At 62.4% G+C, this 24869-nt stretch carries 22 protein-coding genes; 16 read left to right on the top strand and 6 right to left on the bottom strand.

Annotated features, from left to right (window positions below):
* Window positions 1-145: 145 nt before the first annotated feature.
* Window positions 146-1636 (top strand): MDR family MFS transporter, encoded by a 1491-nt coding sequence (locus FHX03_RS04760; RefSeq protein WP_097624762.1) that lies wholly within the window; start codon window positions 146-148, stop codon window positions 1634-1636.
* 19 nt (window positions 1637-1655) lie between these two features.
* Here the strand turns inward: FHX03_RS04760 and FHX03_RS04765 are convergent, their stop codons facing one another.
* Complete coding sequence (locus FHX03_RS04765) at window positions 1656-2045, bottom strand: nuclear transport factor 2 family protein (protein WP_097624761.1); 390 nt, start codon at window positions 2043-2045, stop codon at window positions 1656-1658.
* A 120-nt stretch (window positions 2046-2165) separates the two neighbouring features.
* On the opposite strand from FHX03_RS04765, the gene FHX03_RS04770 reads away from it, so the two are divergent.
* Window positions 2166-2627 (top strand): MarR family winged helix-turn-helix transcriptional regulator, encoded by a 462-nt coding sequence (locus tag FHX03_RS04770; RefSeq protein WP_097624760.1) that lies wholly within the window; start codon window positions 2166-2168, stop codon window positions 2625-2627.
* A gap of 5 nt (window positions 2628-2632) precedes the next feature.
* Entirely contained in the window at window positions 2633-3064 is a 432-nt protein-coding gene (locus FHX03_RS04775; RefSeq protein ID WP_183852962.1) for a GFA family protein, read from the top strand.
* A 49-nt stretch (window positions 3065-3113) separates the two neighbouring features.
* Here the strand turns inward: FHX03_RS04775 and FHX03_RS04780 are convergent, their stop codons facing one another.
* Together FHX03_RS04780 and FHX03_RS04785 are read right to left on the bottom strand one after the other, a co-directional pair.
* Entirely contained in the window at window positions 3114-5123 is a 2010-nt protein-coding gene (locus FHX03_RS04780; protein WP_183852767.1) for an ABC transporter ATP-binding protein/permease, read from the bottom strand.
* A 288-nt stretch (window positions 5124-5411) separates the two neighbouring features.
* A complete protein-coding gene (locus tag FHX03_RS04785) occupies window positions 5412-6311 on the bottom strand; it encodes a GntR family transcriptional regulator (protein WP_097624757.1) in 900 nt (299 codons plus the stop codon).
* Window positions 6312-6600: 289 nt separating this feature from the next.
* On the opposite strand from FHX03_RS04785, the gene FHX03_RS04790 reads away from it, so the two are divergent.
* From FHX03_RS04790 to FHX03_RS04820, 7 genes are all read left to right on the top strand, one after another.
* The gene (locus FHX03_RS04790) at window positions 6601-8103 is read left to right on the top strand and encodes a UxaA family hydrolase (protein ID WP_183852768.1); all 1503 of its coding nucleotides are present in this window, start codon (window positions 6601-6603) and stop codon (window positions 8101-8103) included.
* An 87-nt stretch (window positions 8104-8190) separates the two neighbouring features.
* Window positions 8191-9210, top strand: coding sequence for an aldo/keto reductase (locus FHX03_RS04795; RefSeq protein WP_183852769.1), 1020 nt, complete (start codon window positions 8191-8193; stop codon window positions 9208-9210).
* Between the two features lie 9 nt (window positions 9211-9219).
* Window positions 9220-9666 carry an RbsD/FucU family protein gene (locus FHX03_RS04800; RefSeq protein ID WP_097624754.1) on the top strand — a complete coding sequence of 149 codons (447 nt, stop codon included), beginning with the start codon at window positions 9220-9222 and terminating at the stop codon, window positions 9664-9666.
* 208 nt (window positions 9667-9874) lie between these two features.
* Window positions 9875-10864, top strand: coding sequence for an ABC transporter substrate-binding protein (locus tag FHX03_RS04805; RefSeq protein WP_097624753.1), 990 nt, complete (start codon window positions 9875-9877; stop codon window positions 10862-10864).
* Between the two features lie 108 nt (window positions 10865-10972).
* Window positions 10973-12526, top strand: coding sequence for a sugar ABC transporter ATP-binding protein (locus tag FHX03_RS04810; protein WP_097624752.1), 1554 nt, complete (start codon window positions 10973-10975; stop codon window positions 12524-12526).
* A 120-nt stretch (window positions 12527-12646) separates the two neighbouring features.
* Entirely contained in the window at window positions 12647-13621 is a 975-nt protein-coding gene (locus FHX03_RS04815; protein ID WP_097624751.1) for an ABC transporter permease, read from the top strand.
* A 63-nt stretch (window positions 13622-13684) separates the two neighbouring features.
* Complete coding sequence (locus FHX03_RS04820) at window positions 13685-14704, top strand: zinc-binding alcohol dehydrogenase family protein (RefSeq protein WP_183852770.1); 1020 nt, start codon at window positions 13685-13687, stop codon at window positions 14702-14704.
* Between the two features lie 329 nt (window positions 14705-15033).
* On the opposite strand, the gene FHX03_RS04825 is transcribed toward FHX03_RS04820, so the two are convergent.
* Both FHX03_RS04825 and FHX03_RS04830 read right to left on the bottom strand, forming a co-directional pair.
* On the bottom strand, window positions 15034-15762 hold the full coding sequence (locus FHX03_RS04825) for a copper homeostasis protein CutC (RefSeq protein WP_183852771.1): 729 nt from the start codon (window positions 15760-15762) through the stop codon (window positions 15034-15036).
* Window positions 15759-16991: a LysR family transcriptional regulator gene (locus tag FHX03_RS04830; RefSeq protein WP_183852772.1), complete on the bottom strand. Its 1233-nt coding sequence runs from the start codon at window positions 16989-16991 to the stop codon at window positions 15759-15761. Before FHX03_RS04830 ends, FHX03_RS04825 begins: the two co-directional genes overlap by 4 nt.
* Before the next feature lie 444 nt (window positions 16992-17435).
* Here FHX03_RS04830 and FHX03_RS04835 point away from each other — a divergent pair, with 444 nt between their 5' ends.
* The 6 genes from FHX03_RS04835 (at window position 17436) to FHX03_RS04860 (ending at window position 24265) form a co-directional block, all read left to right on the top strand.
* Window positions 17436-18344, top strand: a complete 909-nt coding sequence (locus FHX03_RS04835; protein ID WP_097624747.1) for an ABC transporter substrate-binding protein — start codon at window positions 17436-17438, stop codon at window positions 18342-18344.
* An 86-nt stretch (window positions 18345-18430) separates the two neighbouring features.
* The gene (locus tag FHX03_RS04840; protein WP_183852773.1) at window positions 18431-19597 is read left to right on the top strand and encodes an ABC transporter permease; all 1167 of its coding nucleotides are present in this window, start codon (window positions 18431-18433) and stop codon (window positions 19595-19597) included.
* Window positions 19594-20538, top strand: a complete 945-nt coding sequence (locus FHX03_RS04845) for an ABC transporter ATP-binding protein (RefSeq protein ID WP_097624745.1) — start codon at window positions 19594-19596, stop codon at window positions 20536-20538. Before FHX03_RS04840 ends, FHX03_RS04845 begins: the two co-directional genes overlap by 4 nt.
* Window positions 20535-21284, top strand: coding sequence for an ABC transporter permease (locus FHX03_RS04850; RefSeq protein ID WP_097624744.1), 750 nt, complete (start codon window positions 20535-20537; stop codon window positions 21282-21284). Before FHX03_RS04845 ends, FHX03_RS04850 begins: the two co-directional genes overlap by 4 nt.
* A gap of 47 nt (window positions 21285-21331) precedes the next feature.
* Entirely contained in the window at window positions 21332-21727 is a 396-nt protein-coding gene (locus tag FHX03_RS04855; RefSeq protein ID WP_097624743.1) for a VOC family protein, read from the top strand.
* Between the two features lie 84 nt (window positions 21728-21811).
* Window positions 21812-24265 carry a glycoside hydrolase family 2 protein gene (locus tag FHX03_RS04860; protein WP_183852774.1) on the top strand — a complete coding sequence of 818 codons (2454 nt, stop codon included), beginning with the start codon at window positions 21812-21814 and terminating at the stop codon, window positions 24263-24265.
* Window positions 24266-24470: 205 nt separating this feature from the next.
* Here the strand turns inward: FHX03_RS04860 and FHX03_RS04865 are convergent, their stop codons facing one another.
* A complete protein-coding gene (locus FHX03_RS04865) occupies window positions 24471-24863 on the bottom strand; it encodes a PRC-barrel domain-containing protein (protein ID WP_003588818.1) in 393 nt (130 codons plus the stop codon).
* Between the last annotated feature and the right edge of the window lie 6 nt (window positions 24864-24869).

The raw sequence follows: 24869 nt of genomic DNA on the forward strand, positions 1-24869 counted from the left end.
AACCGCATAAGACAACGGTTGCCGTGAGAACTGCTTTACCGGCCGGTTTCCAGGACGTAATAGTACCACATCCCTCCGCAAGCGGCGATCGCCCTGCCCAGCCTGCCGTTTTCCGGCATCTGCGGAGCACCCGAAGAGGATCGTCATGTCGAATGCAGCGCATCGCTCGAACCGCGTGCTTGTCGTCGCCACCATCATGCTCGCCACTTTCATGGTGGCGATCGAGGCGACGATCGTGGCGACCGCGATGCCGCGCATCGTCGGGGAGCTCGGCGGCTTTTCCTATTACAGCTGGGTGTTTTCAGCCTTCCTGCTGGCACAGTCGACGACCACGGTTATCTACGGCAAGCTTTCCGACATCTTTGGGCGCAAGCCGGTGCTGATCGGCGGCATACTGATCTTCCTGGTCGGCTCTTTGCTCTGCGGGCTTGCCTGGTCGATGATGTCGCTGGTGCTGTTCCGGCTGCTGCAGGGGCTGGGCGCCGGGGCCATCCAGCCGGTGACGACGACGATCATCGGCGATCTCTTCAAGCTCGAGGAGCGCGGCCGCGTCCAGGGCTTCATGGCGACCGTCTGGGCGACATCGGCCGTCGTCGGGCCGCTGGCCGGCGGCATCATCGTCGACAATATCTCCTGGGCCTGGATCTTCTGGATCAACCTGCCGATCGGCGTCATCTCAATCATCGCCTTCATGCTCTTCCTGAAGGAGGACGTGGCGCACAAGCAGGCAAAGATCGATTACCTCGGCTCGGTGCTGTTTTCGATCTCGATCGTGGCACTTCTCGTCATGCTGACGGAAACCGATGCCAGCGCCTGGATCCTGCTGTCGCTTTTCGCCGTCTTCGTGGTCTCGGGCATCCTTTTCCTGGCCCAGGAGAGGCGGGCGCCGGAGCCGATCATCTCGATCCCGCTGTGGAGCCGAAGGCTGATCGCGACCAGCAATGCGGCGACGCTGCTGGCCGGCATGGCGCTGATCGGGCTTTCGACAATCCTGCCGCTCTATGTGCAAGGCGTGCTCGGCCGCTCGCCTCTTGTCGCCGGCTTCACGCTCACCATGCTCGTCGTCGGCTGGCCTTTGGCGGTGATGCTCTCCGGCCGTTTCTACAGGGCCTTCGGCATCCAGCGCACCTTGCGCGTCGGCAGCCTGATGTTTCCCTTCGGCGCCTGTTTCCTGTTGTTCCTGACCCCCGACAGTTCGCCGATCGTTGCCGGCGCCGGCTCCTTCTTCATGGGCTTCGGCATGGGTCTCATCAGCCTCACCAGCATCGTGCTGGTGCAGGACAGCGTCGAATGGTCGATGCGCGGCAGCGCCACTTCGTCGATCATCTTTTCCCGCAGCCTCGGCAATACGCTCGGCGCCACCGTGCTGGGCGCCATCCTCAATGCCGGCATCAATCATTATGCGGGCGGCGAGGCGGCGGCCGGCCTGCATGCCGCGCTGAACCAGCCGACCGGGCTGTCGGCGCTCGCCGCCGACCCGGCGATCCGCGCCGTCTTCAATGCGGCGCTGCATTGGAGCTTCTGGGGCGTTGTGGTCGTCGCGGTGCTGACCTTCGTCACCACCTGGCTGATCCCGGTCGCGCATGGCCGGAAAAGCGGGGGCGCGGCTGTCGCAAGCGAGGCGACCTCGCATTAAACGATTCGGCTCTCGACGCTCAAGCCGGGCCTGACACGCCATCCCGGATATCGAAGCGAATAATCTTATCTGCTTCGATGCGGAAGACATGCGTGACGATCTTGTCCCGCAGGCCGTGGGTTTGCCCCTGCAGCGGCCGGCTGTCCAAGTCGAAGACCGACTGGATCACCTCGACGGCAAGGGCGCCGTCTTCGGTTTTTTCGAATGCGACCGGCTCGACATGCGGACTGATGACAGCCCACTGACGAGTCCAATAATCGCGCACGGCCTCACGGCCATGGATATGGCCGCCCTCCATGCCGTTGGCCCAGGTGACATCATCAGAAAGGACGGCAAGGACCGCGTCGATGTCTCTCGCATTGAAGCTGGCATAGATGCGCTTGATCATTTCGATGTCATTCTGCGGCATATCGCTTCCCCGATGGTGATTGAAACATTCGGTGTCGAAACGGCATTGTCGAAGACCGCTCATGGAGATATATACGTACATATATATCTTGTGGTCAAGCGCATGAGAACGGGGAAGCAGATGGGCGAAGACGTGCTGTCAACACCGGGGCATCTCATCAGTCTTGCGGCGCGGGGCTTTGCTCGGCTGAGCGAGATGCGCCTCAAACCGCTCGGCTTCGGTGTCGGCCAGTTGCCGGTGCTAGTGGCGCTTGGAGATGGCACGGCAAGCACGCAGCGAGACCTCGCCCGCTTTGCCAGGGTCGAGCAACCGCCGATGGCACAAATGCTCGCCCGCATGGAGCGGGACGGCTTGATCGAACGGACGCGCGACCCGGCTGACGGGCGCAGCAGCCACATCGTGCTGACGAAGGCGGCGCGGGAAGGCATGCCGGAAGCTGTTGCGGCCTTGTTCCAGGGAAACAGCGAGGCATTGGCAGGGTTTACGGAGGCGGAAGCGGCACAGCTCGTCGATCTGCTCAAGCGGCTGATCGACAATCTGGATCGGATTGCCGGCGCGGAGGCTTCGGCGGGCGAGCGGTAACCGCCATATCCTGGGCACAGAATTATAGGCAATATGGGACTTATGAGAGGAACGCTTATGCACAAGGATCCTGTTTGTGTGGCGCCGTAACTTTTGAGATCGAGGGCGGTTTGCAAGCGCCAGACGCCTGCCACTGCTCCAAATGCCGAAAACAATCCGGGCACTTTTTCGCTTCAACCGACGTACCTCGACGTCAGATCACGATCCAAGGAGACAAACATATCACCTGGTATCAATCCTCGGAAAAGGTGAGGCGTGGATTTTGCACGATATGCGGATCATCTTTGTTTTGGGATCCACCGCATCGAGACTGGATTGCTGTCGCGATGGGTGCATTTGATAGCCCGACCGAAACCAAACTAAAAATGCATATCTTTGTCGCTGATAAGGGCGACTACTACGATATCACCGACAACCTCCCCCAGAATGAGCAATAGAAAACGAAGGCCCACCGGGCACCGCGACCAAGCGAAAGCCAGGTTCTCTTCAGGGGCTGCGCGTCTTGTTCGAGGCCGTGCGGGCCTTTCGCGGGGAGCGACGGTTCTCTAGAACGCGTGACAGCAAGTTCCGTTTTCTCTTGCGCTTGATGAGGTCGATATCGCTGACGAGCTTTGCGCCGCCCTCGCGCCGTTCCAGGGTGATCTTGCGGCTATGGAAGACTTCGAGCTCGGCGCGATGCGCGACGCTGATGATGGTCACCTCCGGCAATTCATGGATCACCATCTGCATCATCTTATCCTGGCTCTTTTCGTCGAGTGCCGAGGTCGCTTCATCGAGCACGATGATATCCGGCGTATGCAGCAGCAGGCGCGCAAAGGCGAGCCGCTGCTTTTCGCCGCCCGACAGGGTCTGGTCCCATGGCGCGTCTTCCTCGATCTTGTCGTTCAGGTAAGCCAGTCCCACCTTGTCGAGGGCCGCCTTGATCTCATCGGACGTCCAGCTATCGGCAGCGCCGGGATAAGCGACTGCGCGGCGCAGCGTCCCGGAAGGAATGTAGGGTCGTTGCGGCAGCATGAACAAGCGGCGGTCGGCGTGGAAATTGACGCTGCCGTCACCCCAGGGCCAAAGACCGGCGATGGCCCGCACCAGCGTGCTCTTGCCAGAACCGGATTCTCCGGAGACGAGCACCCGCTCGCCGGGTTCGATCGCCACCCGGGTTTCCGTGACCACGGCGGTGCCGTCGTCGAGCGAGACGGAGAGATCGTTCAGGCTGAGCATCGCCTCGCCTTCCGTTTCGCCGCGCTTGATGCGGCCGAGCGCGTCGCTCTGTTCGGCCCGCTCCAGCCCGTCGAGCGACATCATCAGCGACGCGATGCGGCGGGCGCAGGCGTTCCAATCGGCAAGGCGGGGATAGTTGTCGACCAGCCATCCGAACGCGCCCTGGACGATGGCGAAGGCTGAGGCTGCCTGCATGACCTGTCCGAGCGTCATGCTGCCTTCGAGAAATTTTGGAGCGCACAGCAACACCGGCACGACCGGGGCAATCAGCATGGATCCATGCGACACCAGCGTCGTGCGCATGTGCTGGCGGGCAAGCAGCGCCCATTGCCCGAGCACATTGGCGAAGGTCTTGTGGAGGTCGTTGCGCTCCTCCTCTTCGCCGCCGAGCAAGGCTATGCTCTCGCCGTTTTCGCGCACATGCGTCAGCGTATATCGAAATTCGGCTTCGGTTTGATTTTTGGCCTCGGAGACCTGGACGAAACGGCGGCCGATGAATGCCATCGAACTGGAGGTGATTGCGGCATAGAGGACTGCGGTGACGACGAGAAAGCCGGGAATGGTGACGGTGAAGCCTGCGATCGGCAGCGTCAACGCCCCGCCGATCGTCCAAAGCACGACAATGAAGGTGGAGGCCGCCAGGAATGCGGAAATGACCCCGGCGATGAAATCGACAGGGGCTTCGGTGGCAATCCGCAAATCCTCCGAAATACGCGCTTCGGGGTTCTTGTGGTCGCCGCCGATCAGGTTCAGCTGATAATAGCGGCCGTTTGCCAGCCAGCGTCCGATGACGGCGGTCGTCAGCCAGGACCGCCAGCGGCGCTGGATCATCATGCGAAGCGCGACCTGGGTGGTGACGACCGCGACGGTGCCGAGCACCAGCGGCACGAAGACGGCGCTCAGAAAATAGACGGTGCCGGCATCATGTCGCTCGATGGCATCGAAAATCCCCCGATTCCACAGATTGATTCCATATTGGAAGCCGACATTGATGCCGATCAGCGCCAGCAGCCCGAGTGTGCACGGCCAGGCGAACTTGTCGCCGCCGCGGCCCCAGTAATGGCGCGCGCTGATCCAGAAACGCTTGAGCAGATACTTCTTGCGCGCCTGCTCCGCCTCCTCGGGCGTGAGTTCCGGACCGGGTTCGACGACATCTGGAGGTGGAAGATCTGGCGGCGGCACGGCCTCGGCAGTCGATGGCTTATCCTCGGCCGTCGTCTCGGAACCCTGCGGTTCGGTGTCGTCGACCGATTTCGGTTTAAGTTTTGCGCCGCTCATAAGCACGATAACGGCTTATGGATCAGAAGGTTTCATCGTGCCGAAGTTTGGCGTTGTGCCGTATGGCCCCTCATCCGCCCCTGCGGGCCACCTTCTCCCCGTTGGGGAGAAGAGGGAGCAAGATGCGCCGACACTGCCCAAACGAACGCGCCTGTCCAAAGACACCCCATTCAATGGAATCGTTGGCGAAGCGGCATTCTCCCCTCTTCTCCCCAGCGGGGAGAAGGTGACCCGAAGGGTCGGATGAGGGGGCTGCACGGCACGCCCTTTGTCGATTTTCGCTTACGCTCAGCCACTGTCGGTCGCCATCTGCGGCAGGGATTGCAGCAGGGTCTGGCGGGCGGAGCGCAGGTGGATGCGGCAGGCTTTCTCGATTGCGGCCTGGTCGCCGGATTCGAGCGCTGCGATGTAATCCAGATGTTCGTGGATGGCGCGCTCGTTGCGTTCGCGGGCGGCGGTCTTGTTCCACTGGTAGTGATAGTGGAAGACGATGGCGATGGCGTCGTAGAAATCGGCGATGAAGCGGTTCTTCGAGGCGCGGTGGATCAACAGGTGGAAGCGTTCGTCGAGGACGGAGAAATCCTTGAAGCGCTGGTTGATGTCGGCAAGCATGGCGTGATGTTCGTCACGGATGGCGGCGAGATCGGTCCAGGCCTGGCTGTCCCTGGCAAGCCGGCCGAATTCGGCAGCGGAATGCAGCTCGAACATCTCGCGCACATCGGCCAATTCGAGGGCGAATTCGCGGGTGAAGCCTTTCAGCGTCCAGTGGCTGTTCGGCCGTTTCTCGATGAGGCCGAAGCGGGAAAAGCGGATCAGGAACTCGCGCACGCTTGTCGTGCCGGTGCCGATCTCGCGGGCAAGTTCCAGCTCGTTGATCTGCATGCCGGGGGCGGCATCATCGGCAAGGATGCGCTGCATGAAGCTGCGCTCGATGATGTCATGCAGGGAGTCGGTTTCTTCGGAGGGAAAGAGGTCGCGGTCTGTGGGCTGGCGCAGTACGATCTTCTGGCGCTTGTTCCAGCGGATGATGCCTTCCTCGCTGAGGCGGGTCAGGATGGCGCGCGCGGTGGAGCGGCTGACGCCGAGCTGGGCGGCGATCTCCGGCTCAGAGGGCAGTGCGGTATCCGTGCGCAGAGCCACGGCATACCTGTTGTAGGCTTCCTTGAAGACCGTATTCTGCCTTGCCACCAGACCCCCGCTTTCCGCCCTCGTGCGCAATCGCCTCTGCATAGCAGGGCAAACAGACCGGGGCTTGTTCAAACGACCTTTAGCTTATTTCCAGTCGCCTGCGGCTCATTGCCTCCCTCGTCCACAGGATCAATATTCCCGTTGACTTGAAAATGTTTATTGTAGATAAAAAACAAAATCAATGCGCATTCGCCGGTGCAGCGAGTGTTTCCTGAATTCAAGAGTTGGAGCATGATGTCGTCCGAAAACCGCTTAGATTTTTCGGTGTCATGCTCTGGGGAGAAGAGACTTGGACAAACTGCCTTGGATCATCCTGTCGGCCGGTGACAATGTCGCGGTCGCAACGGCGGCCATCGCGCCGGGTTCGACGGTTGCCGGCATTGAAACCCGTGAAAAAATCGACCCCGGCCACAAGGTGGCGATCACCGATATTCCGCTCGGCGCCGCCGTGGTGAAATACGGACAGGCGATCGGCCGCACGACGGCGGAGGTCAAGGCCGGCGACCATGTGCACAGCCACAATCTGCATTTCGAAAACGACCGGCTGGCTGCGACCGCCAATTCGGCGCCGGAGACAGCGTCGAGCGAAGACAAGGCGCGCACCTTCATGGGCTATCGCCGCGCCGACGGGCGGGCTGCAACGCGCAACTATATCGGCATCATCGCCAGCGTGAACTGTTCCACCACGGTCTGCCGGGCGATCGCCGACGAGGCGAACCGGACAATCCTGCCGCATTATGACGGCATCGACGGCTTCGTGCCGATCGTGCATGACCAGGGCTGCGGCATGAGCTCGACCGGCGACGGCATGAACGTGCTGCACCGGACGCTGGCCGGCTATACAAGACATGTGAATTTCGGCGGCGTGCTGATGATCGGCCTGGGTTGCGAGGTCAACCAGTTGACGCTTTACGGCCAGAGCGGTGCGGGTGCCTCCAAGCGGCATTTCAACATTCAGGATGCCGGCGGATCGCGCCGCGCGGTCGAGCGGGCCATGGGCATGCTGCGCGAAATCGCGGCCGACGTCGGCAGGGAAAAGCGTGTGCCGATGTCGGTCAGCGAGATCATCATCGGCTTGCAATGCGGCGGCTCGGACGGCTTTTCCGGCATCACCGCCAATCCGGCGCTGGGTGTCGCGGCTGATCTGCTGGCAGCCGCCGGCGGCACGGCAATCCTGTCGGAAACCTCGGAAATCTATGGCGCCGAACATCTGCTGCGCAGCCGCGCCGTCAGCGACGAGGTGGCCAAGAAACTCGACGAGAAAATCGCCTGGTGGGAGGATTATGTCGCCCTGCACGGCGCCTCGCTCGACAACAACCCCTCACCCGGCAACAAACGCGGCGGCCTCACCACCATTCTGGAAAAATCGCTCGGCGCCGTCGCCAAGGGCGGCCGCTCGCCGCTGACGGCGGTTTATGGTTATGCCGAGCGGGTCACCGCCCCCGGCCTCGTCTTCATGGACACTCCAGGCTACGACCCGGTCTCGGCAACCGGCCAGGTGGCCGGCGGGGCGAACATGATCGCCTTTACCACAGGCCGCGGCAGCTGCTTCGGCTGCCGGCCGGCGCCGTCGCTGAAGCTTTCCAGCAATTCGGCCCTCTATGCCTCGATGGAAGAGGATATGGACATCGATTGCGGCACGATCGCCACCGGTGACGCGACGATCAGCGGCAAGGGCCGCGAGATCTTCGAGCTGATCGTCGACACGGCCTCCGGCAAGAAGACCAAGAGCGAACTCTTCGGCTATGGCGACAATGAATTCGTGCCCTGGCATCTGGGGGCTACGCTCTAGTCCTTTGTTTTACGCAATTCCCGGAAAGCCCGCTTCGCGGTTTCCGGGAATGGCCAGAGAATTTCACGTTCTTCGCCAGGAGGCATGATGAAAACGAGACGGATCGGCAAGACCAAGCTTGAGGTGACCGAAATCAGCTTCGGCGCCGCAGCGCTCGGCGGCCTCTACCGCGCCTGCCCGCGCCAGCAGGCGATGGACACGCTGCAGGCGGCCTGGGACAGCGGCATCCGCTATTTCGACGTGGCGCCCTGGTACGGGCTCGGCCTGGCCGAACGCCGCGTCGGCGATTTCCTGCGCGACCAGCCTGATGGCTCATACGTGCTGTCGACCAAGGTCGGCCGGCTGCTCAGGCCGGTGCCGACCGGAACCGTGCCCGATTACAGCTATGTCGATCCGCTGTCCTTCGATGCCGATTACGACTATTCCTATGACGGCATCATGCGCTCGGTCGAGTTCAGCTATGCACGCCTCGGCCTCAACCGCATCGACATTCTCTACGTCCACGATATCGGCGTCTATACGCATGGCGCGGCGAAGAATGCCGTCTACCAGAAGCAGCTGCTCGATTCCGGCATCAAGGCGCTGGAAGAACTGAAATCCTCGGGCGCGATCTCCGCCTTCGGCCTCGGCGTCAACGAAGTGCCCGTCTGCCTCGACGTCATGCGCAACGCCGATCTCGACTGCATTCTGATGGCCGGCCGCTACACCCTGCTCGACCGCTCGGCGGTCGCCGAACTTTTGCCGCTCTGCCGGCAGAAGGGCACGTCGCTGGTCGTCGGCGGCGTCTTCAACTCAGGCATTCTCGCCACCGGCCCGGTGCCCGGTTCACATTTCGACTATATGCCGGCCGATGACGAGGTGCTTGCCAAGGTCGGCGCCATGGAGGCGATCGCCAAGCGCCACGGCGTGCCGCTGGCAGCACCCGCCCTGCAGTTTCCGCTGCTCGAACCGATCGTCGCATCGGTGCTGATCGGCACGGCCAAACCGTCGAGCCTGACGCGCAACGTGGAAATCGTCGAACCACGGCTTGCCGACGAGATCTATACCGAATTCGAACCCTATACGCTGGTCGCGCCGCCGCTCGGCGCCGAAGCGGTCCGAGTCTGAGGAGACATTATGCTGAAGGGTATTCATCCGCTGCTCGGCCCCGACCTGCTCCATGCGCTGAAGACGATGGGGCATGGCGACGATATCGTCATTTCGGACGCGAATTTTCCCTCAGGCTCGATGGGCCCGCCGGTCATCCGCGCCGACGGCGTCAGCGCCACCGCGATGGCTGAAGCGATCCTCGCCCATATGCCGCTCGACACTTTCGTGCCGGAAGCGGCCTGGCGGATGGAGGTGGTCGGCGACCCGCACGCCATGCCGGAGGTGTGCGCCGAGTTCCAACAGATCGTTGCCAGGCGCGCCGGCGATTTTGCGATCGTGCCGGTCGAACGCTTCGCCTTTTACGCGATGGCCCGCAAGGCTGCCTATATCGTCGCGACGACGGAATTCCGGCTCTACGGCAACCTGATTTTGAAAAAGGGCGTCGTGCATCCGCATGAGGTCGATCTCGGCTGATACCTACTTTAGGTTATCGTTGTATTGAAATGAAATCAGTTGCTTGGCAGGAGTTTACCAAAGCAAAAAAGCCGGATCGGCGCTCTTGCAATTTGATTGCGCCTCAGCTAGCTTCTGCCTGCAAATGTTTTTTATCGATAAAAATCGTCCGCCTGCGTTCAGCGGCCGATTTATTCGGAGGAGAACGCATCTTGAGAGGAGAACCCTTATGACCATCATGAAATCCCTTCTGTCGCGCCGCGCCTTTACCGCGCTTGCCGGCGCTGCCGTTATCGCCACGGCGATGCCGGTCACGTCCTTTGCCGCCGATGTGACGATCCCGATCATCGTCAAGGACACGACGTCCTTCTACTGGCAGATCGTTCTGGCCGGCGCCCGCAAGGCCGGCAAGGATCTCGGCGTCAACGTGCCGGAGCTCGGCGCCCAGGCCGAATCCGACATCAACGGCCAGATCAGCATTCTGGAGAACGCCGTTGCCGGCAAGCCGGCCGCCATCGTCATCTCGCCGACCGAATTCAAGGCGCTCGGCAAGCCGATCGATGAAGCCGCCAAGTCGGTACCGATCATCGGCATCGACTCAGGTGCCGATTCCAAGGCATTCAAGTCGTTCCTGACGACGGACAACGTCCAGGGCGGCCGCATCGCAGCCGACGGTCTTGCCGCCGCGATCAAGGAGATGACGGGCAAGGAAGAAGGCGAAATCGTCATCCTCACCAATCTTCCCGGCGTCGGCTCGCTGGAACAGCGCCGCGAAGGCTTCCTGGATCAGATCAAGACCAAGCATCCCGGTCTCAAGGTCATCGCCGACAAATACGGTGACGGCCAGGCAACCACCGGCCTCAACATGATGACCGACCTGATCACGGCCAATCCGAAGCTCGTCGGCGTCTTCGCCTCGAACCTCATCCTGGCACAGGGCGTTGGCCAGGCGATCGCCGAAAACAAGCTCGGCGACAAGATCAAGGTCATCGGCTTCGACAGCGACGACAAGACGGTTGGCTTCCTCAAGGACGGCGCCATTGCCGGCCTCGTCGTCCAGGACCCCTATCGCATGGGCTATGACGGCGTGAAGACCGCGCTTGCCGTCTCCAAGGGCGAAAAGGTTCCGGAAAATGTCGATACCGGCGCCAACCTCGTCACCAAGGCGAACATGGCCGATCCGAAGATCGACGCGCTCCTGAACCCGAAGATCAAGTAATCCGACAAGAACGGGCCGCGCCGGCTTTCTAAAAACCGGCGCGGCCTTTTCCATCCATGCTATGGTTTGCCAGGGTGGAAATGAGACGACCAAGAAGAGGAGAGGTCCATGATCGGACTGGAAGAGGTCAGTCATCGCCATGATGACAGCGCCACGCTGAAAGAAGCCAATCGCATCCCGACCGGATCGCCTATCCTCGAACTCAAGGGCCTGCAAAAGAATTACGGTCATGTCCAGGCGCTGAAGCCGGCGACGCTGACCTTTCTGGCCGGAGAGATCCACGCCATCGTCGGCGAAAACGGCGCCGGCAAATCCACCCTGATCAAATTGCTCACCGGCGTCATTACCCGCACGGCCGGCGAGGTCCTGTGGTGCGGCCATCCGGTAGGACTGTCGACCCCAAACGAGGCGATCGCCCGCGGCATCAACGCCGTCCACCAGGAAGTCGTGCTCTGCCGGCACCTGACGGTCGCCGCCAACCTCTTCCTCGGCGACGAGGTCAACCGCTACGGCCTGATGCGCAAGAAGCAGATGGTGAAAATGGCGCAGGCCGTGCTCGACGATCTCGGCTTCGGCCTGCCGGCGGCCGCGCTTCTGAGCTCACTGACCATCGGCCAGCAGCAGTTGGTGGCAACCGCGCGGGCGGCAATGCGCGGCACCCAGTTCCTGATTTTCGACGAACCGACAGCCTATCTGACGCGCCAGGAATCCGCACAGCTGTTCAAGCTGATCCGCCGGCTGCAAGGCGAAGGCGTCACCATCGTCTATATCAGCCACCGCATGGAGGAAGTCTTCGAACTGGCCGACCGTGTCTCGGTGCTGCGCGACGGCACGCATGTCGGCACGCGGCTGATCGGCGAGACCAACGATGCTGAGCTGATCGCTTTGATGATCAACCGCTCGATCGAGCAGATCTACCACAAGGAAGAGATTGCGATCGGCGGGACGATCGTCGAGGTCAAGGGGCTTTCGGGTCCGGGCTTCGAGGACGTGTCGCTCAGCGTCAAAGCCGGGCAGATTGTCGGGCTCTACGGGCTGATCGGCGCCGGACGCAGCGAATTCGCGCTCGGCCTCTACGGACGCCAGCCGATCAGCGCCGGTGACATCGAATGGATGGGCAAGCGCGTCGATATCCGAAACGAACGCACGGCGATGGAACTCGGCATTGCGCTGGCGCCGGAAAGCCGGCGCGACCAGGGGCTTTGCCTCAACCTGCCGATCGGCCTCAACATCAACCTGCCGGTCTTCGGGCGCCTTAGCCAAGGACCGGTGATCAGTCATACGCGCGAAGCGGCCAATGCCGACAAGCAGATCCGCGATCTCAGCATCAAGACGCCGAGCCGGCGCGTGCCGGCCTCCAGCATGTCGGGCGGCAACCAGCAGAAGATCGTCATCGGCAAGTGGCTGAGCCACGGCGCAAGACTGTTCATCTTCGACGAGCCGACCGTCGGCGTCGACGTCGGCACCAAGGCGGAAATCTACAGGCTGTTCGCCAAGCTTCTGAAGGAGGGGGCGGGCATCATCCTGATTTCCTCCTACCTGCCTGAAGTCTACGAACTGGCCGACCGGCTGCACGTCTTCCGCGGCGGCAAGCTCGTCGCCAGCCATGATTTCCACGCGGCGACGCATGAACAGGTGCTCAGCGAAGCGATCGGCGTCTGAGCACAAGCAATTCCAGCAAAAGTGCGCTGCGGTTTTGCGTTCGGAAATTGCGTGAGAACAAAGAGATAGAGAATTTCCGTCATTCGGAAAAACGAAAATTCTCTAAGAGGGAGAAAATTCATGACTGCCACCCCCACCGAAATCGTCGCGCCGCCGCCGCGCCGGAAGATGAACATCCTGTTCGGCCTGACCCTGATCGGGTTGCTGATCTTCCTCTGGATCGTACTCGGCTTCGTCACCGCCAGCTTCTGGACGCCGCTCAACATTTCCAACCTGCTGCGCCAAGGCGCGATGACGGCAATCCTCGCACTCGGCCAGACCTTCGTCATCATCACCGCCGGCATTGATCTGTCGGTCGGCGCGATCGTCGGCTTTTGCACCGTCATCATCGCCTGGCTGTTGCAGGCGGGGGTGCCGCTCTGGGGAGCGATCGTGCTGACGCTCGCCATCGGTGTGGCGATCGGCGCCTTCCACGGTTTCGGCATTGTCCATATGGGCCTGCCGCCCTTCATCATCACGCTGGCAACGCTGACATCGCTGCGCGGCATTGGCCTGCTGATCACCAACGGTTCGACGATCAGCATCACCGATGAGGGTTTCAGCAATTTCGCCCGCGCCGATTTCCTCGGCATTCCGAGCCTGTTCTGGATGGTCATCCTGGTGGCGGTGCCATCCTTCGTCTTCCTGCATCTCAGCCGCTGGGGCCGTTATCTCTTCGCCGTCGGTTCGAATGCGGAAGCTGCCCGCCTTTCCGGCGTCAACGTCAAGGGCATGATCTACCTCGCCTATATCCTGTCGGCCGGCTTTGCCGCCTTCGTCGGCGTGCTGCTCGCCTCGCGCATCGCCATCGGCAATGCGACGCAGGCCGACGGCTGGGAACTGCAGGCGATCGCCTCCTCGGTCATCGGCGGCACCAGCCTGTTCGGCGCGGTCGGCTCGGTGCACGGTCCGCTGATCGGCGCCTTCATCCTCGCCACCATCAACAACGGCGCCAACCTTCTGAACGTCAACTCCTTCTGGCAGCGCATCATCACCGGCCTCTTGATCATCGTGATCGTCTTCTTCGACCAGCTGCGCCGCCGCAAGAGCAATTGAGAAACTCAGAGAAGCCGGTCGCACAGGCCGGCTTCTTCAATTTCCAGGAATGCGAGATCTGTCATGAAAGCAGTTGTTTGCCGCGAACCCGGCGTGCTCGAGATCGTCGAGCGGCCATCTCCCGCCGCACCGGCGCCCGGCTGGGTGCGCCTGGCGGTCAGCCATGTCGGCATCTGCGGCACGGATTATCATATCTTCGAGGGCAAACACCCTTTCCTCGAATATCCCCGGGTGATGGGGCACGAGATCTCGGCGACGGTCATCGCAGCCGGCGACGGCGTAACGCTTGCGGCCGGCACACCTGTTATCGTCAACCCCTATCTCTCCTGCGGCCAATGTGTCGCCTGCCGCCAGGGCAAGCCGAATTGCTGCACCAACATCAAGGTGCTCGGCGTCCATACCGACGGTGCCTTCTGCGAGGAGATTTCTGTTCCGGCAGGCAATCTCTATCCCGCCAAGGGCCTCAGCCTGGAGGCGGCGGCGACAACGGAATTTTTGGCGATCGGCGCCCACGCGGTGCGCCGCTCGCTGGCCGGCGCCGGCGCGCGCGCCCTCGTCATCGGCGCCGGCCCGATCGGCCTCGGCGCGGCGATCTTCTCGCGCATTGCCGGTCACGAGGTGACGCTGCTCGATACCAGTGCCGAACGACTGCAGATGGCATCGGAGCGCTTCGGCTTTACCTCCGGGATCGTCGCCGGTGAGAAAACCTTAGAGGCTGTGCGGGAAAAAACCGATGGCGACGGTTTCGACGTCGTCTTCGACGCCACCGGTTACGGCCAGTCGATGGAAAAAGCCTTCTCCTTCGTCGCCCATGGCGGCGCATTGGTGCTGGTCAGCGTCGTCAAGGACGATATCCGCTTCTCCGACCCGGAATTCCACAAACGCGAGATGATGGTCATCGGCAGCCGCAACGCCACCCGCGTCGATTTCGAGCATGTGGTCGATTCGATCGCCAAGGGGCTGGTGCCGGTGGATAAACTGATTACCCACCGGACGGCGCTGGCCGATACGCCGCAAGATCTGGCGCGCTGGGCGCATGAGAAGAGCGGGTTGATCAAGGCGGTGATCAGGGTTGGAGATTAGGGTAAGACGGTAGCATGCACGTGGAGTGCGTCGTGGATACTCGGGTCAAGCCCGAGTATGACGGAGGGTGGGGAAACCACGCGGCAAGGGCCGGGACGCTTGGAGCAATTCCATAAAAGGTGGGCGCCCGTTTTACGTCCGGGATGGCGTAGAAATAGGGAAAACCCGCGGTCCCAATTTGCGTGTCGTTTGGTGTCTACGGCACTTACTTGCCGCAGCGCCCACACCACACTCCGTCGTCCTCGGGCTTGACCCAAGGACCCATGCCGCAAGCACTGCATTCGCGTTTCAAAATCGCAAAACGCTTTCCGTCCGGAATTGCGGGACCGCTAACGCTCCATTGACGCAATCGCCCTGCACATCTCCCTGACCACCGCACTATCCGTCCGGTTCGCGCTTTTCGCCTCGAAACCAAAGGCGACCGCGCGGGGGTCGGCGCTTTCCACAGGTGAGCTGCAGGATCCATGGACCTCGCGGGCGCCGGTTGCCTGCAAGATGGCGGTGACATTGGCGGGGCGGATGCCGCTGCCGGGCATGATGGATATGCGGCCGGCGGCCTTTGCCGAGAGGCGTTTCAGGGTTTCGGTTCCGTCGGCCGCCTTCGGCGCGCAGCCGGATGTCAGGATGCGCTCAACGCCGAGTTCGACCGCCTGTTCCAGCGCCTGATCGGCATCCGGCACCAGATCGAACGCCCGATGCAGCGTCGAGCCGAGGCCTGTCGCATGCGCCTTCAGGCGGTGGATCAACGGCATGTCGAGCGTACCATCAGGCCGGTTGGCGCCGATGACGACCCCGGCTAGGCCTGCGGCGCGCACGGCGTCGATATCGAGCATCATCGCTTCCTCGTCCGCCCTGTCGAAGATGAAGGGACCGGCATGCGGGCGGATCATCGCGTAGACGCGAATACGCGCCCTGGCGGCGATCCGCATCAAGCTCGGCAGCGGCGTCAGACCGCCGAGCTCCAGCGCCGAACAAAGCTCGATGCGGTCGGCGCCGCCCTCGATGGCGGCGGCGAGGCCATTGGCGCTATCCACGCACACTTCCAGCAGGATCGTCATGCCGCGCTCTCCCTAACTCTTTCGGTCTGCGCGACAGGCTCAGACGTGATTCTCGCCGCCGCCTCGATGATGACGGCGCAGGCATCGGCGGCGGCTTTGCGATGATTGAAGGCGACGTGATAGGACATCGGCAGATGTTCGTCGAGATTGACGATGCGCACCTTGTCGGCGATCGGCATGGCGCTGACGCGGCCCAAGAAGGAAACGTAGCCGTGATTGGCGACGAGGTCGACGATCACGGGCAGCGAATCCGCCGCAGTGATATCCTGGCTGCGGAACCGCCGGTTTGGGCCACGCTCATAGCTGAAGGCCATGGCAGCGTGGCCGAGGCCGGTGCGCGGGCTCGGCATGCAGATGGCATGGCCGGCGACGAGATCGGCGACATTCGTTTCGGTGCTATCCGGCGGCGCGATCACCACCATGTCGGTCTGCAGCAGCTCGCGATGGCGGAAGCTTTCCAGCCCGAAGACCGAATCCAGGATGGCTACATCGATGCGGCCACTCTTTAGCGCCTCGCGCAGATCGTCGGCGGTCATCGAGACCAGCGATATCGCATTGTTGCTGCGCCGCGCATTCCATTCCGAAACCAGCGAACCCAGGCAGCGCGCCACCCAGCTTTCCGATCCCGTGGGGATGATCGAGCCGATGCGCAGCGACCGGGCGGTGCGCCGATATCGCTCGTCGGCCGAAGACTTCAGATCGTTCCAGGCCTGGCTGATCGCCGTGAAGACCTGGTAGGCGCGCCTGCCCTCCTCCGTCAGCACCGAGCCCTGCGCCTGCCGCTCGAACAGGCGGCCACCCAAAAATTTCTCCAGATTGGCAAGCTGAAGCGAAAGCTGCGGCTGACCCAGGCGAAGACGGCGGGCGGCGCGATTGATGCTGCCCTGATCGGCGACTTCGAGAAAGCGCTCCATCGTGACGATCTTCAGGGGAATGCGCGATGCCCAGGCCTCGTGGGCATCGGCGGCCGCAACGTCATGACCGGTGAATTGACCGAGTTCGCCGATTGCCGCCGTGATCGGCACCAGTCCCTCCAGCACCCTGCCGCTGGCGAGCAGCGTCACCAGCTCGCCGGAGGCGCGTTCCGTCAGCTTCATCGCCAGCTCTGTTTCGAGATGGCGGATGGCCGTCGAGACAGTGGAGGGCGACAGCTGGAAGCGCCGCGCGGTCTCGCGCACCGAACCGGAGGTGAGGACATGGTGGCTTATGAACAGGGCGCCGAGATGCAAAAGGGCTGGCTCCGGAAAGCGCTGGAAAAACCGGACGATATGATGTGTTCACGAAAAAAGATATCCCTGCAACGTAAGAGGCGGGCTATCGTTTCCGTCATAGAAAAATCCGGGCGGCGGCAATCCGCAACAGAGCACCGGACCACCGCGGAAACACGCAAGGGGACAAAAACAAATCGCGCCGGCCCTGGAAAAGGGAATGCGTTTCCACGCGTAGAGATGCATTCGCCGCCATAATCGTGCCGCGACTGCAAATACTGGAGGGGGCTTGCATCGATTTTTCGGGCGTGCACGCTATTTCCATGACGCACGCAATTCCGGCATGGTGGCGACGTCGTCGCGCTGGCTGGCGAACTTCTGTGCGCAGAGCTCCCGCTCGGAGCTTGCGCACCTGCATAATGCAGCAATTCAAAGTGCTAACAGTGTCAACCAAGGGGATATTCCATGCTGAAGAAACTCGCACTCGCCGTCTCGCTCTCCGCCTTCGCGGCGGGTGCGTCTCACGCCGCGGATGTCGTCGTCTCGTCGAAGATCGACACGGAAGGCACGCTGCTCGGCAATGTCATTGCGCTTGCGCTCGAAGCCAACGGCATCAAGACGCAGGACCGCATCGCGCTCGGCGCCACGCCGGTCGTGCGCAAGGCGATCACCGCAGGCGAAATCGACATCTATCCGGAATATACCGGCAATGCCGGCTTCTTCTTCAACAAGGCCGACGATGCCGCCTGGAAGAATATCGACCAGGGTTACGAGCTGGCGAAGAAGCTCGATTACGACGCCAACAAGATCGTCTGGCTGACGCCGTCGCCTGCCAATAACACCTGGGCGCTCGCCGTGCGCAGCGACGTCGCGGAACCGAACAAGCTGAAGAGCCTCACGGACTTCGGCAAATGGGTCGCCGGCGGCGGTGCCGCCAAGCTGGCGGCGTCTGCCGAATTCGTCAATTCAGCCGGCGCGCTTCCCGCCTTCCAGACGACCTACGGCTTCCAGCTGAAGCCAGACCAGATGGTCGTTCTCTCCGGCGGCGACACGGCGGCGACGATCAAGGCGGCCGCCGACCAAACCAACGGCGTCAACACCGCCATGGTCTATGGCACGGATGGCGCGATCGAAGCGGCCGAGCTCACCGTTCTCGAAGACGACAAGAACGTGCAGCAGGTCTATGCGCCGACGCCGATCATCCGCGAAGAGGTGCTGAAAGCCAATCCGAAGATCGAGGAAGTGCTCTCGCCGATCTTCAAGAGCCTGACCGCCGACGAGTTGCGCAAGCTCAATGCCAAGATCCAGGTCGACGGCGAGCCGGCGAAATCCGTCGCTGAAGCCTATCTCAAGGAAAAAGGCTTCCTGAAATAATCATCACTCGCTCCGCCCGATTGCGGGCGGAGCCCCCTCTGCTGATAGGGTTGGCCGGACGGGATTGCTCAGACAGGGTTGATTTGATGGAAGAAACCTCAGCGGTCCGCAGGCTGGACCGGCTCGGCGTGGTTCTGGTGGCGGGCGGCATTGCGGCGACGGCACTGATGCCGTTCATCTATGTCAAGGCGAACCGCATCGCCGCCGGCAAGCCGATGCTGCTGACGCAGCTTCTTCCCCAGCCTTCCGTCATCTTCCTGACCGTGCTGCTTATTCTCACGGCCTTGGCGACGCTGTTTCTCCGCAATGCTCTCGCCCGGCTCGTGATCGCCACACTCTGCCTTGCGGCGCTGGTCGTTGCGATCGGCCTCGTCTCGACGGCGGCGACACCGCCCGGCAGCACGGTGGCGCGGATGACGCCCGGCGGCGGCTTCTGGGTGCTGTTTGCGGTGATCGGGCTCGTCATCTCGGATGCGCTGGTGAAAATAAGGCTGGCGCCCTGGATGCGGGTCGCGGCCCTTGCGGGCTACACCGCGCTGCTCTTCATCTCGCTTTCCTCAGGCCTGCTCGACAGCCTGTCGATCATGAAGGAGTTCTCGACGCGGGCGCCGCAGTTCGAGACGGAAGCGATCTCGCATCTGCTGCTGGCCTTCGGTTCGCTCGCCATCGCCATCATCCTCGGCCTGCCGCTCGGCATCCTCTGCTTCTGGGTGCCGAAGCTGCGCGCCATCGTGCTGCAGGGCCTCAGCCTCATCCAGACGATCCCCAGTCTTGCGCTCTTCGGCCTGTTGATGCTGCCGCTCGGTTATCTCGCCACCCATGTGGCGCTGGCATCGGCCATCGGCATTCGCGGCATCGGCACGGCGCCCGCCTTGATCGCGTTGGTGCTCTATTCGCTGCTGCCAATCGTTGCCAACACCGTCGTCGGCCTGCAGGGCGTCGACCCCTCGGTGCGCGATGCCGCGGCCGGCATGGGGCTGACGCGCCGGCAGATCCTCACCGGCATCGACATGCCGCTTGCCTTTCCGGTCATCCTCACCGGCATCCGCATCGTGCTGGTGCAGGCGATCGGCATGGTGACGATCGCCGCGCTGATCGGCGGCGGCGGCTTCGGCATCTTCATCTTCCAGGGACTCGGCCAGACGGCCATGGACCTCGTCCTGCTCGGCGCCGTGCCGACCGTCTTCTTCGCCTTCTCATCGGCCGTCATCCTCGATGCGGTCATCGACAGTATCCGGGGATCCGCCGCATGAGCATGATCGAGATCAGGAACGTCACCAAGCGCTATGGCACGGCCACCGTCGTCGACAATGTCTCGATGCAGGTCGAGAAGGGCGAGATTACCGTCATCGTCGGTACCTCCGGCTCCGGCAAATCGACACTGATGCGGATGATCAACCGGCTGGTGCCGATCACCGAGGGCGAGATTTTCGTCGGCGGGCAGAATGTGATCGACGTCGAGGTGACGGAGCTTCGCCGCAAGATCGGCTATGCGATCCAGGGGCACGGGCTCTTCCCGCACCGCACCGTGGCGCAGAATATCGCCACCGTGCCGCAGCTTCTCGACTGGGATTCGGCCCGTATCGCCAGACGGGTCGAGGAACTGCTTGGATTGTTCAACCTCGATCCGGCAACTTTCGCCGACAAATATCCGCACCAGCTTTCCGGCGGCCAGCAGCAGCGCGTCGGGGTCGCCCGGGCACTGGCGGCCGAGCCGGAACTGCTGTTGATGGACGAACCCTTCGGCGCGCTCGACCCGGTCATCCGCGGCAAGGCGCAGGACGATCTCTTGGCGATCCAGAAGCAGTTCGGCACCACCATCATCCTCGTCACCCATGACATGGACGAGGCCTTCCATCTCGGCAACCAGATCGCGGTGATGAGCCAGGGCCGGCTGCTGCAATGCTCGACGCCGGAAAAGATCCTCACCGAACCCGCCGACCCCTTCGTCCAGCAATTGACCGGCACCTCCGACCGGGCGCTGAAGCTGATGTCGCTGCTGCCGCTGAAAGAAAGCATGGAGCCGGCCAAAAGCGGTCTCGCCTATGCCCTGTCGCAATCGCTCAGCCTGCGCGATGCGCTCGCCGAAATGATCTGGCAGGGCGTCGACGAGGCGGCGGTGCAGGATGGCGAGAAGGCGCCGGTGGGATCGATCTCGATGAGCCGGCTGCTCGAACTGGGCCGCAAGGCATGAAACTCGTCGTCGCCAATCTCTTCCGCCTGGCGGCGCTCGCCCTTCTGCTCATCCTGCTGTTCAGGACCGAGTGGCTGTCCTTCCTGCTCGTGCCGCTGACCAGCAACAATGCGCCCGCCGTCTATACGCAGAACAGCCTTGCCTCGCTCGCCGTCGGCCATCTGCAGCTGGTGATCGGATCGATTGTCTGCAGCGCCGTGCTCGCCGTTGCCGGCGGTATCTTCGTCACCCGCGAGAGCGGCGCCGACTTTCTGCCGCTGTCGCGGGCGATCGCCAATGCCGGGCAGACCTTTCCGCCGGTCGCGGTGCTGGCGCTTGCCGTTCCGGCCACCGGCTTCGGCGCCATGCCGACGCTGATCGCGCTGTTTCTCTACGGCCTGCTGCCGATCTTCGAAAACACCGTCGCCGGGCTGAAGCAGGTGTCGCCGCAGGTTCTCGACGCCGCCGACGGCATGGGCATGGGTGCCACGCAGCGGCTGTTGCGGGTCGAGCTACCACTTGCCCTGCCGCTGATCCTCGAAGGGCTGAAGGTTGCCACCGTCATCAATATCGGCACGGCGACGATCGGCTCGACGGTGGCGGCCAAGGGCCTCGGCGAGGTGATCATTGCCGGACTGATTTCCGACAATACCGCCTTCATCCTGCAGGGCGGGCTGATCGTCGGCCTGATGGCGGTGCTGATCTATGACGCCATGGGCCTTGTCGAAGCGGCGATCACCCGAAGAATCGGCTTGCGCCCGGCGTGAAAGGACCGCTACCAAGGCTGCGGTGATCGATTCCACGGGAGGACGCCATGGCGAAGATGATCCACTCGATGATCCGTGTTCTCGACGAGGCGCGCTCGGTCGAATTCTACAGCAAGGCCTTCGGCCTTTCGGTCGCCGACCGCGTCGATTTCGAAACCTTCACGCTGATCTATCTCAGCAATGCCGAGACCGGCTTCGAACTGGAGCTGACCGTCAACAAGGGCCGGACCGAACCCTACGATCTCGGTAACGCCTATGGCCATCTCGCGGTCTCGGTCGAAGAGGTGGCGATCGAGCGCGAGCGGCTGTCAAAGCTGGGGCTGAAGCCCGGTCAGCTGGTGGAGCTCAACCGCGACGGCAAGCTCTTCGGCCTGTTCTTCTTCATCAGCGATCCCGACGGCTACAAGATCGAAGTGCTGCAGCGCCACGGCCGGTTTCTCTGACCCACAATGCGCCGCGACCGATTGCGGCGCCCTTCCGACGACACCTCACCCCACAGTTTCGAGCGGCATAAATCAGGAGCCCGCATGATCGAGAAGACCACGCTGAATTCCGGCTGGACACTCCACTGCAACGATACAGGAAGGCCCGGCCTGCCGGAATCGATCCCTGCAACCGTGCCGGGATGCGTGCATCTCGACCTTCTCGCCAGCCGGCTGATCCCCGACCCCTATATCGACGTCAACGAGATCACCAACGACTGGATCGGCAAAACCGACTGGGCCTATCGCTGCACGTTCGAGGCCGCGCCTGAGGACGGCAAGATCCAGGAGCTGGTCTTCGACGGGCTCGATACCATCGCGGTGATCGCGCTGAACGGCGAGGAAATCGGCCGCAGCTTCAACATGCACCGCACCTATCGTTTCGATGTTTCCGGGCTGCTGAAAACAGGCGCCAACGAACTCACGGTCACCTTCCGCTCCGCCTATGCCTATGGCGCGGAGATGGAGAACCATTACGGCTACCGGCCCAACAACTATCCGGGACCGGGCAATCTGATGCGCAAGATGGCCTGCAATTTCGGCTGGGACTGGGGCCCGACGCTGGTGACGGCGGGCCTGTGGAAACCGGTCAGGCTGGAAAGCTGGGATCGGGCGCGGCTCGGCGAGATAAGGGTTTCGGCAAGCCTTGCCGGTGGTGACGGGCTGGTGAAGGTCCATGCCCGGCTGGCGCGGCATGGCGAGGGGGCGGCCTGCCGGCTCACCGCTACAATCGGCGACGTGACCAAAACGGTGGCGATCGGCGCCGGCGAAGACGAGGTTTCTTTCGAGCTTACCCTCCCCTCGCCGCAGCTCTGGTGGCCGCACCATCTCGGCGCGCAGCCGCTTTATTCCCTGACGCTTGAGCTCGTCGACGATGCCAGCGGCGATCTGCTCGACGCTGACGAGCGCGAGCTGGGTTTCCGCTCGCTGAGGCTCGACACCTCGGCCGACGCGCACGGCTCGGCCTTCACCTTCGTCATCAACGACGTGCCGCTGTTCATCGCCGGCGCGAACTGGATTCCCGATGATTGTTTCCCCTCGCGGGTGACGGCTGAGCGTTATGGCGCGCGGATCGAGGAGGCCAAGGCCGCCAATATCCATATGCTGCGCGTCTGGGGCGGCGGCATTTTCGAGCGCGACGAATTCTACGAAGCCTGCGACCGCATGGGCATGCTGGTCTGGCAGGATTTCCTGTTTGCCTGCGCGGCCTATCCGGAGGAGGAGCCACTGAGGAGCGAGGTCGAGGCAGAGGTGCGCGACAATGTCGTGCGGCTGATGCCACATGCCTCACTGATCCTCTGGAACGGCAACAATGAGAACATCTGGGGCTTCGACGAATGGGGCTGGCGGCCGATCATCAAGCCGGGTGAAAGCTGGGGGCTCGGCTATTATCTCGACCTGCTGCCAAGACTTTGCGCCGAACTCGATCCCGACCGGCCCTATTATCCCGGCAGCCCCTATTCCGGCTCGATGGAGATCGAACCCAATGCCGACGCCCATGGCTGCAAACATATCTGGGACGTGTGGAACGATGTCGGCTACGAGGTCTACCGCAACTATATCCCGCGCTTCTGCTCCGAATTCGGCTGGCAGGCGCCGGCCGCCTGGGCGACGATCGCCGAAAGCGTTCATGACACGCCGCTGACGCCGCAATCGAACGGCGTCTTCCATCACCAGAAGGCGACGCAGGGTAATGACAAGCTGATCCGCGGCCTCTCAGGTCACCTGCCGGAACCGCAAACGATGGACGACTGGCATTTCGCCACCCAGCTCAACCAGGCCCGCGCCATCCGCTTCGGCATCGAGCACATGCGCTCGCATCGGGAGATCTGCAGGGGTGCGGTGGTCTGGCAGTTCAACGATTGCTGGCCGGTGACCTCCTGGGCGGCACTCGATTCTGCCGGTCGCCGCAAGCCGCTCTGGTATGCGCTGAAGGCCGCCTATGATCCGCGTCTCTTGACCATCCAGCCACGCGGCGACGGGCTTTCGGCGGTGGCGGTCAACGAGAGAACGCTGTTCTGGCGGGCAAAGATCAGCGGAAGGCGTTTAAAGCTCGACGGCACTGTGTTGGGCGAATTCGAATTCTGGCGTCTGCTCTGCGACCGCTTCGCGGCGAAGGAGTTTCCGCTGCCCGAAGATATCGTCAGGCCCGGCTTACCGAACGAGGAAGTCATCGTCGTCGAGATGCTCGACAGGCGGGCTTTTCACTATTTCGTCGAGGATATCGCGCTTGCCCTGCCGGCGCCGCGGCTGAGCGTCGATGTCGCAGCGATCAATGGCGGGTATGCCGTGAAGGTGACGGCTGATAATTTCCTCAAGGATCTCTGCCTGATGGCGGATCGATTGGACCCGGATGCGGTGGTCGACACGATGCTGGTGACGCTGCTGCCGGGCGAGAGCCATGTGTTTGCGGTGAAGACGGGCAAGACGATCGTCGCTACGGAGATCACGATCGGCACAGTGCTGCGTTCGGCCAATGATCTTGTGGCGGGGCGCTGAAAAGGGCTGCCACAACATCTCGATTCCCTGAGGGTGTGCCGTGTAGCCCCCTCATCCGCCTGCCGGCACTTCTGCCGACGGGAGAAGAGGACATGCCGTGATCTCTCCGTTCCTCGCACCCTTTGTAAGGCAGGTCTTCTGCCGCCAAACAGCAAAAAGGCCCCGCATCGCACGGGGCCCTTCCAGCTCAGCCTAGCGGACGACGTTACATCCAGTAGGGCGGCACGCCATAGTAATCGTAAACTCGGCGGCCATTGTCGTTGTACCAGCTGTCGTCATCGTCCGCATAGCTCGGGGCGCCTTCGATCTGTTCCTTGGTCAGGTCGATGCGATAGCCATCCAGCTGCGTGTCGTAGTTCAGCTTTTCCCAGGGCAGCGGATAGTGATCGTGACCAATGCCGAGGAAGCCGCCAAAGCTCAGCACGGCATAGGCGACGCGGCCGTCAAGCTTGCCGATGATCAGACGTTCGATGGAGCCGATATGCCTGCCATCGGCACCATAGACACGGGTGCCTTCGACGCGGTCGCTGGCGATCAGCGAATGCGTGCTTTTGGCGTCCGGGTCACGGCGGTTGGCGTCAGTTTCCTGATTGAGCATGATGCA

Origin of the sequence: Rhizobium sp. BK456, from assembly GCF_014194045.1 — a bacterium.
GTDB lineage: Bacteria > Pseudomonadota > Alphaproteobacteria > Rhizobiales > Rhizobiaceae > Rhizobium > Rhizobium redzepovicii.